This window comes from Pseudalkalibacillus decolorationis, from assembly GCF_024609785.1.
Taxonomy (GTDB): domain Bacteria; phylum Bacillota; class Bacilli; order Bacillales; family Fictibacillaceae; genus Pseudalkalibacillus; species Pseudalkalibacillus decolorationis.
The window spans coordinates 20,047-27,412 of record NZ_JANHJQ010000046.1 but is presented as its reverse complement, the minus strand read 5'-3'; the positions used below and the strand labels follow the sequence as shown (position 1 = coordinate 27,412).

Below are 7,366 nucleotides of genomic sequence, written 5' to 3'. Positions count from 1 at the left end.
TGATAGATACACTGAATAATCAGTGCATCTATATTATAGAGGGTGGTTCTCCTCCCGAGAAGCTGGTTCTATTCGTCCGAGACAATGGTTCAAAATGTCCGAGAAGTTGGTTCTATTCGAGTGAAATATTCAACTCGTTAGCTGATAATGAATATGTAGTACAATTCCAGTACTTAGAACTTGTTTTTCAACCTCTTGAATAACCACTAAACCATAAACATCTTAAAATCAATGCCCAAATACTCGGTTTTAATTTTAAACCCCATGATTTTGTTAAAGGAGTAGGTAACTCTGTTTCACGAAACAAAGGGACTGAAAAGGCTTTTATGTTGGGATTTAACAACTTTGCTGACTCGACAGATCTTTTTAAATCACTTGTAATAAAAATATTCGCTGATGCTATTTTTTTAAGCGTTTCTGATGGGTAAGATTTTTCTTCATAAACCCCGTTATAGTCATACTTTTCAGCCCAATTTTATGGCTTATGAAATGAATATTATCTTATTAAAATAGGAAACAACCAGAACTCTATCGATTAACCTTCAGTCATAGAGTTCTTATTTTTTTTATTATCACTTGTAGACCAATGAAAAGGTGAAAGGAACACAGCAATAGACAAGGAATGTAAAAGGTTATCAAGCCATATGAATGTATCATATTTAAAAGAATCCAAAACAACTAATCCGATATAGATGGCTATAGAAAATAAATTTTTTAAAAATCATAAAATAGCAATATATAAGAAACCTTATGATTCACTTCATTGTAAAATAGACATAACCTGGTTTAAAAAAATTGAAAGGGGAGGAATGTATGAGCCAATTAGTAATTAAACAATTTGAAATGACAAGAAGTTGGTTTATTGAAGTTGCAGAGTCAGTTCCAAGGGGAATAACCAATATACAGCCACAGGGTTTTAACAACAACATCCATTGGCATATCGGTCATGTATTAACGAGTGCTGACCAAATTATGTTTGGCTTACATCACAATAAGTCCTATCTTCCTACAGTCTATGTGGAATTATTTAACCGAGGTACTTATCCGTCCGATTGGGGAGGAGATGTCCCTTCTGTAGAAGAACTTATTACACAATTGAAAGATCAGTGGGTTCGTCTTCAACAAATTCCCGCTGAACAGTTAACTGACACCCTCAAAGAACCATTTATTGGACTTGAAACTTTAGGAGAAGTAGCAGGCTTTGCAATCGTTCATGAATCAATTCATATAGGAAAAATTCAAGAGATGAAGCGTATAATTGAATATGCAGAAACTACGAACTAATCAACAGCCAATTATTTAATGGGCTGAAACGTTAAAGCGGCGTGTAGTGGATAAAACATAAAAAAGGAGAAAACGATGAATAATACCATTTCAAAAAGTCGGCTTTGGACCGCACGAATAATGAGTGGAGTTGTAATTCTTTTTATGTTGTTCGACAGTATATCCAAATTCTTTAAGCCTGCCTCTGTTGTGGAACCAACACTTGTACTCGGATTTTCAGAACGTCATATTATAGTGTTGGGAATACTCGGATTCCTTTCTGTAATTCTTTACACCATTCCTAGCTTTTCTGTCTTAGGTGCAGTGCTGCTGACGGGATATTTTGGTGGGGCGATTGCTACACATGTTCGCCTAGATAGCCCGCTGTTTTCCCATACACTGTTTCCAGTCTACATAGCTGTTTTGGCTTGGGGAGGAATTTGGCTGAGGGATGAAAATTTGCGTAATCTTTTTCCATTTAAAAAAAGAACACAGACAAATGAGAAAAATAACTTTGACCAGGCAAATATCACTTGATGTCATGGTTTTAGCTAACAAGATGAACCAGCTCTAGCGTGTCATCCGCTGAATTACTGAGCTGAACGCGGAATTAAGGGTCGAGCGCTGAATTAAAGGTCCCGACGCTGAATTACTAGGCCTGAGCGCCGAATTAAAGATAGTTTTGAATCTAGACGGTTGTTCGAACAGAACAAAATAAGGAGTTGTTAAACATGACAGTACGATTGACCCCCTTTTTGAGGATGGAAGGAAATGCAAAGGAAGCGATCCGGTTTTATGAGGAAGCTTTGGATGCCCAGGTGCTCAGCATAATAACTTACGGTGAGATGCCAATGGATATTACGGAAGAATTGAAGGGGAAAGTGGCGCATGCGCTCGTGAAAATAGGGGAGTCGGACCTTATGTTGTCTGACTCGGTAGGTGATGTTTGTACTAATTCACCTGACCAGACGGGTGACAAGGTTTCGATTTGTATATCAACTGATGACGCTGAAAAGGCTGGACAATTATTCAGTGCCCTGCAACAGGATGGTCAAGTTGAGATGCCACTTGAAGAAACCTCCTTTAGCCCCGCATTCGGCATCGTTAATGACAAATTTGGAGTCATGTTTACCGTCGTTGCGGAGCGCAAACAATAAAATAAGGAGTCCGCATGGGGAAAGTTGCTAAAGACGTTCACTTCATCAAGTATGGTTTTTTGGAGTATTGGTCGACATATCAAAATCAACATCCTCAATAAATTCGATAACTTCCCCATTGGGACTGTGAACGAGAGCGTTCTTTACGACAAGAGGTGGTTCGCCAATAGAAAGACGATTCGGTTCTATAAAAGCCTTTGCTCCATGAGTAATGGCTTTTTGAAACATTTCATTTACATCATTCACATAGAAGGCGAAATGTAGTAATGCTCCGTGCGCTATGTCTTCTTCAGACAATGCTTTCTTCCCCTGGGCCGGGATTACGGCTTCGTTATCAAAGATCTCAATACAGGTTCTTTGGTCGGGTGACACCAACATGGAAGCATCTTTGATTTGAAAGGAAGGTAGACTCCAATGATGACCTACTTTGAACCCTAGGATTTGAGTATAGAATGCAATAGTTGCTTTATAATCCTTGGCTTGAATCGCAACATGTGCAAGGCCTTTTATGCTCATCTTTAACCTCTCCTTATATATGATACATTCATTATAGTGATATAAAACCGTATAATACATATAAAAAAAGAGTCTTTTATAGTAGTATGATTATTAATTATAAGGAAATTTAGTCAAAAGGGGTTACTTTTTTAACACGTTAAGAAAATATAAAAATACTTTCTATAGTATAAGCGCAACTAAGACGATCGCCAGCGCTAAGGCTTGACGCTAGCCAAGTTTTCTTTATTTCATTTCGGAGGTATCTTATATGAAACATCTAATCGATGACATTGATAAAAAGATCATGCAATTATTCCAGGATAATGCCCGAATATCGATCTCTCAAATCAGTAAAGAAGTTTCCATGTCTCAACCATCTGTCAAAGAAAGGATTATTAAGTTAGAAGAGAAGAACATCATTTCCGGATACACCACTTCATTTAATTTGAAAAATCTAAACAGAGGAACGACCACGTTTATTCTTCTAAAAACAGAACATTGCCAAGAACTCATTGATTTTTGTAAAGATGCCTGGCAAGTAACCGATTTATTTCGAATCAGTGGAGAATATAATTATCTGATAAAAGTGCAAACAGCGTCCATTGAGGAAGTTGCTGAATTTCAAGACTCTCTTATAAAGCTGGGACCTTCAAAGTCTCATATCAGTTTGAAAAATATCTTGGAAAACAGAGTTTTGCTCTAAATTAGCATCTAATCATACTGGTTTAATATTTTATTTACTTTTTCTTTTACAGCTTCAATTAATTCAAAAGGCTTTCTAATAACTGCATTTTCACCATACGCGATAAAGTAATCTGAGAAAAAGTCGATATCCTGTTTTGAAATCCTACCTACGACAAAACCTGTACCATCATTCCTTTTATGTAATTCGGTAATTGGCCACTTTACTGATTGATATTTTTCAACACCACTATTTGTTAGCTCGACATTTAACTCAAATGCTTCTTTTTTATCTTCAAGTATAGAAAATCGGTTCTTTAAAGTAATTTGTGAAAGGTCGATAGGAATTATATTTTCATCAAGCTCTACAGTTTTTATCCGATCACATCTGAATACTCGATAATCCTTTCTTGTAAAACAATAAGCTGGACAGTACCATTTTCCCTCATTGGCATAAATACCGATCGGTTGAATACTTCTACAGCTGTTCTTTCCTTTTGCTTCATAAGTAATTAAAATAACGTCCTGGTGAATGGCTGCCTCCAGCAATTGTCTTAAAAATGGGATTTCCTCATGTTGATGAACAGCCAGAAAATCAATTCGATCCTCCATATTGTCAATCGTATCCCTGATTTCTCCGGACAGATTTAAATAAAACTTCTTCTTAATCGATCCATACTCGATATCAAATGGAATGGAAATATAATGTCTTAATGCATGAAGAGCAAAGAATATCGAAACAGCCTCATCCTCACTAAATGCAATAGGAGGTAGAGTTCGTTCATTTAAAACTTTAAAACCGCCATGTGGACCAACTTCAGAATACAATGGCACTCCCATCTCACTTAATTCTTGCAAGTCTCTCAAAATCGTTCGTTTCGATACTCCGAATTCATCTGCTAATTCCCGGACCGTAAATCTTTTCATTCGATTGACCATCATAATCATTTCATTTAATCGTTTTGCTTTAGACATACATACCTCCACATTAACTATGACACAATTTGTCACTATTATAGTATACACTTTTCCATAGATAAATAATTTCGGTGGTTGTTTATCTAGTAAAAATTACGAAAGGAGATAATATGCTTGATTCACAGGCGAATGCAATAACGTACAGAAAGGAAATTGAAATATACAAACAAATATTTCGTGATGTGATTTTTGAAATGTATCAATTGAAATAATGATTATGGAGGTATTGTATATGTATGTAACGATTGCAGACTTTATTAGAGAGTGGGATAGGGAGGCACTGCTAACTCAAAAGGTTTTGGAAGGTTTGACAGATGATTCGTTGAAACAAAAAGTTTACCCTGAAGGTCGTACTTTGGGAAGGATTACGTGGCATTTTACATCAAGTATTCCAGATTATTTAACAAATTTCGGACTGAAAATGGATAGTGTTAAAAATGAAGAGAGCGTCCCAACATCAGCAAAGGGAATCGTTGAAACCTTTAAAAAAATTAGTTCTTATGCATCACAAGTCATTGAACAACAATGGACAGACGAATCTTTGAAGAAAGTTCAAAATGCATTTGGGAGAGAAGAAACAAATGCTCAAATATTAATGGGGCTAATTAAGCACATTGTTCATCATCGTGGGCAAGTTACAGTTCTTATGCGTCAAGCAGGAATAAAACCTTTTGGTGTTTATGGACCACCTAAAGAAGATTGGATTTATTTAGGTGTCGAAAACCCACCACTTTAATAATAATGTCCTTTCGGGTGTGTTAGTTTAAGAGAGATGGGAAACCCTTAGATATTGGGTTTCCTTTAAATTTCTCCGATAATCAACAGTAAAATTTAACAGAGCCCAAAAACTTTTTGTGTTTTAAGGAAATTTTACATCTCTTGTATACACCTCTTAGCACCCCGAAAATTAGGAGGATTACTAATGACAGGTCTAAAAGGTAAAGTTGCAATAATTACAGGTGCAAGTCGCTCAAAAGGAATAGGTGCAGCAATTTGTCGCTCACTTGCGAACGCTGGAGCCGATATATTTTTTACACATTGGTCTCTATTTGATGAAACTAACGGTAATGGTGTAGATAAAGATTTTCCAAATATGTTATGTAAAGAGTTAAGAAATATAGGAGTAGGTTCTGCTCATATGGAGGTTGACTTGAGTTTAAAAGAATCACCAAGTCTTATTATGGATAGGGTAGAAGAAACGTTAGGTACACCTTGTATATTAATTAACAATGCTACATTTGAATCACCTGCAAATTTTCGAACATTGAATACAGAAATACTGGACAAACATTACAAAGTGAACAACAGTGGGACACTCATGTTGTCTGTGGAATTTGCTAGAAGGTATGAAAAGTCATTTCCTGAAAGAAAAGATGGTCGAATAATTAATATGGTATCTAAGGGTCCAGATCCAAACAATCTAGCCTATATAGCAACTAAAGGGATGGTGATTGCAATAACTGAACCTTTATCAGTTGCATTAGCGCCCATCGGTATCACAGTAAATTCTGTAGATCCTGGACCCACTGATTCCGGTTGGATAAATGAGGAAATAAGAAATCATTTACTGCCACTATTCCCAACAGGACGTTTAGGAGTACCCGAAGATGCAGCACGGTTAATAACATTCTTAGCCAGCGATGATTCTAGCTGGATTACAGGACAAACCATAAAATCCGACGGTGGATTTTTAGGTAAATAGAAAGAAGGAACCTACTATTAAATTAAAGGCCCGATTGTGGAATAAAGCGATGTTCAGAAACAACTTTATTGTCACTAATCTTGATAGCGATATTTAGGTTAAATTCAAAAGTAAATAACTTTTTTTGAAAAAGCCGCATTATTCCGTTAGGGGCATATCAAGAGCCTGCTAAAATTGCAATGTTTATGACAAAGGATTTAGATGACCGCTATCTTAAGCTTGTAGAACAGAGTTAATAGAAGCTAACCATCAAATTCGATCGCCACACATGATGAAAGCCTAATTGAAAAAATGCATATCTGCCAATATTTTAATCACAAAAACGTAGAAATAGAAATGCTCTACGGAGTACGCCAGGATATATTAAGTAAGTTAAGCGCTGGGGGTACAACTGTAAAGTTTATTTGGCTTACGGAAGTGAGTGGTACTTGTATCTATGTCATCGAATAGCTGAACACCCTGAAAATTTATACATTGCAGTAACGGATATGATAAACCCATTAACAAAGAAAAATGGTCTGGATTACTGAGAGAAAAGGGGAGGATAATAGCGGGTTTGTTTCGTATTCAATGCATCTTATCCTTCCTTAGAACTAAGGTTCAACGTCATCGCTGATATAAAATTGTTTGAGCAATTCCAATAAAATACTCTGATTCAACAATAATGTGGTTCAAAACAACTTTGGCTGTTGGATTGGAGCGGATAGGTTCACTTTCTTCCATAAGTGAACGGCAAAAGTTAATAAATTGTTCGCTCTGCTGTAAGCAAAAGGAAATAAGCTGCATAATATCCTGGTAGAGTGCCTGAGAAACTTGTCCCTTTAAACGGTTTACCGTTTCAATATACCTGATAACACGTTGATGTACTTTGGCAAATGCCTTTTCCCATTCCTTTAATGCTTCTACATATTTCTCTTCAAGGTTTTTTACAAGCTCTCTAATAACAACAGTATGTTCCTCTTCTTGGTGTTTCCAAAACTCAGCCTCATCAAGAACCCGCAGCGGCATCTGGTTCCCATAATAATATTGCATGATCAATCCTCCATCCTATTTATGTCCCATTTACTATATATTTCGATGGATCTGG

Annotated in this window: 10 protein-coding genes and 1 pseudogene; 8 read left to right on the top strand and 3 right to left on the bottom strand. The window is 36.4% G+C overall.

Features of this window, described 5'->3' with window-relative positions:
- The 4 genes from NON16_RS24305 to NON16_RS24290 all read left to right on the top strand — a co-directional run.
- The coding region (locus NON16_RS24305) for a hypothetical protein (RefSeq protein WP_257352082.1) at positions 1-203 on the top strand (203 nt) is incomplete at its 5' end.
- A 610-nt stretch (positions 204-813) separates the two neighbouring features.
- Positions 814-1,284 carry a DinB family protein gene (locus tag NON16_RS24300; protein WP_257352080.1) on the top strand — a complete coding sequence of 157 codons (471 nt, stop codon included), beginning with the start codon at positions 814-816 and terminating at the stop codon, positions 1,282-1,284.
- 75 nt (positions 1,285-1,359) lie between these two features.
- Positions 1,360-1,800 (top strand): DoxX family protein, encoded by a 441-nt coding sequence (locus NON16_RS24295; protein ID WP_257352078.1) that lies wholly within the window; start codon positions 1,360-1,362, stop codon positions 1,798-1,800.
- Between the two features lie 194 nt (positions 1,801-1,994).
- On the top strand, positions 1,995-2,420 hold the full coding sequence (locus NON16_RS24290) for a VOC family protein (RefSeq protein WP_257352077.1): 426 nt from the start codon (positions 1,995-1,997) through the stop codon (positions 2,418-2,420).
- A gap of 45 nt (positions 2,421-2,465) precedes the next feature.
- On the opposite strand, the gene NON16_RS24285 is transcribed toward NON16_RS24290, so the two are convergent.
- Complete coding sequence (locus tag NON16_RS24285) at positions 2,466-2,936, bottom strand: VOC family protein (protein ID WP_257352076.1); 471 nt, start codon at positions 2,934-2,936, stop codon at positions 2,466-2,468.
- Between the two features lie 250 nt (positions 2,937-3,186).
- On the opposite strand from NON16_RS24285, the gene NON16_RS24280 reads away from it, so the two are divergent.
- The gene (locus NON16_RS24280) at positions 3,187-3,621 is read left to right on the top strand and encodes an Lrp/AsnC family transcriptional regulator (RefSeq protein ID WP_257352075.1); all 435 of its coding nucleotides are present in this window, start codon (positions 3,187-3,189) and stop codon (positions 3,619-3,621) included.
- A gap of 8 nt (positions 3,622-3,629) precedes the next feature.
- Here NON16_RS24280 and NON16_RS24275 read toward each other — a convergent pair whose 3' ends face one another.
- Positions 3,630-4,574 carry a helix-turn-helix transcriptional regulator gene (locus tag NON16_RS24275; protein WP_257352073.1) on the bottom strand — a complete coding sequence of 315 codons (945 nt, stop codon included), beginning with the start codon at positions 4,572-4,574 and terminating at the stop codon, positions 3,630-3,632.
- Positions 4,575-4,809: 235 nt separating this feature from the next.
- Between NON16_RS24275 and NON16_RS24270 the strand changes: the two genes are divergently transcribed.
- From NON16_RS24270 to NON16_RS25790, 3 genes and pseudogenes are all read left to right on the top strand, one after another.
- Positions 4,810-5,313 (top strand): DinB family protein, encoded by a 504-nt coding sequence (locus NON16_RS24270; protein ID WP_257352072.1) that lies wholly within the window; start codon positions 4,810-4,812, stop codon positions 5,311-5,313.
- Positions 5,314-5,499: 186 nt separating this feature from the next.
- Positions 5,500-6,279, top strand: a complete 780-nt coding sequence (locus tag NON16_RS24265; RefSeq protein WP_257352070.1) for an SDR family oxidoreductase — start codon at positions 5,500-5,502, stop codon at positions 6,277-6,279.
- A gap of 128 nt (positions 6,280-6,407) precedes the next feature.
- Positions 6,408-6,809: pseudogene (locus NON16_RS25790) on the top strand (proline dehydrogenase family protein); the annotation flags it as partial.
- Between the two features lie 76 nt (positions 6,810-6,885).
- Here the strand turns inward: NON16_RS25790 and NON16_RS24260 are convergent.
- Positions 6,886-7,311: a DUF2935 domain-containing protein gene (locus NON16_RS24260; protein WP_257352069.1), complete on the bottom strand. Its 426-nt coding sequence runs from the start codon at positions 7,309-7,311 to the stop codon at positions 6,886-6,888.
- Positions 7,312-7,366 lie beyond the last annotated feature (55 nt).

Excerpts from the sequence above, each read along its gene's own strand:
- NON16_RS24260 (WP_257352069.1), bottom strand. The coding sequence starts at position 7,311 with ATGCAATATTATTATGGGAACCAGATGCCGCTGCGGGTTCTTGATGAG.
- NON16_RS24295 (WP_257352078.1), top strand. The coding sequence starts at position 1,360 with ATGAATAATACCATTTCAAAAAGTCGGCTTTGGACCGCACGAATAATG.
- NON16_RS24275 (WP_257352073.1), bottom strand. The coding sequence starts at position 4,574 with ATGTCTAAAGCAAAACGATTAAATGAAATGATTATGATGGTCAATCGA.
- NON16_RS24280 (WP_257352075.1), top strand. The coding sequence starts at position 3,187 with ATGAAACATCTAATCGATGACATTGATAAAAAGATCATGCAATTATTC.
- NON16_RS24265 (WP_257352070.1), top strand. The coding sequence starts at position 5,500 with ATGACAGGTCTAAAAGGTAAAGTTGCAATAATTACAGGTGCAAGTCGC.
- NON16_RS24270 (WP_257352072.1), top strand. The coding sequence starts at position 4,810 with ATGTATGTAACGATTGCAGACTTTATTAGAGAGTGGGATAGGGAGGCA.
- NON16_RS24300 (WP_257352080.1), top strand. The coding sequence starts at position 814 with ATGAGCCAATTAGTAATTAAACAATTTGAAATGACAAGAAGTTGGTTT.
- NON16_RS24285 (WP_257352076.1), bottom strand. The coding sequence starts at position 2,936 with ATGAGCATAAAAGGCCTTGCACATGTTGCGATTCAAGCCAAGGATTAT.
- NON16_RS24290 (WP_257352077.1), top strand. The coding sequence starts at position 1,995 with ATGACAGTACGATTGACCCCCTTTTTGAGGATGGAAGGAAATGCAAAG.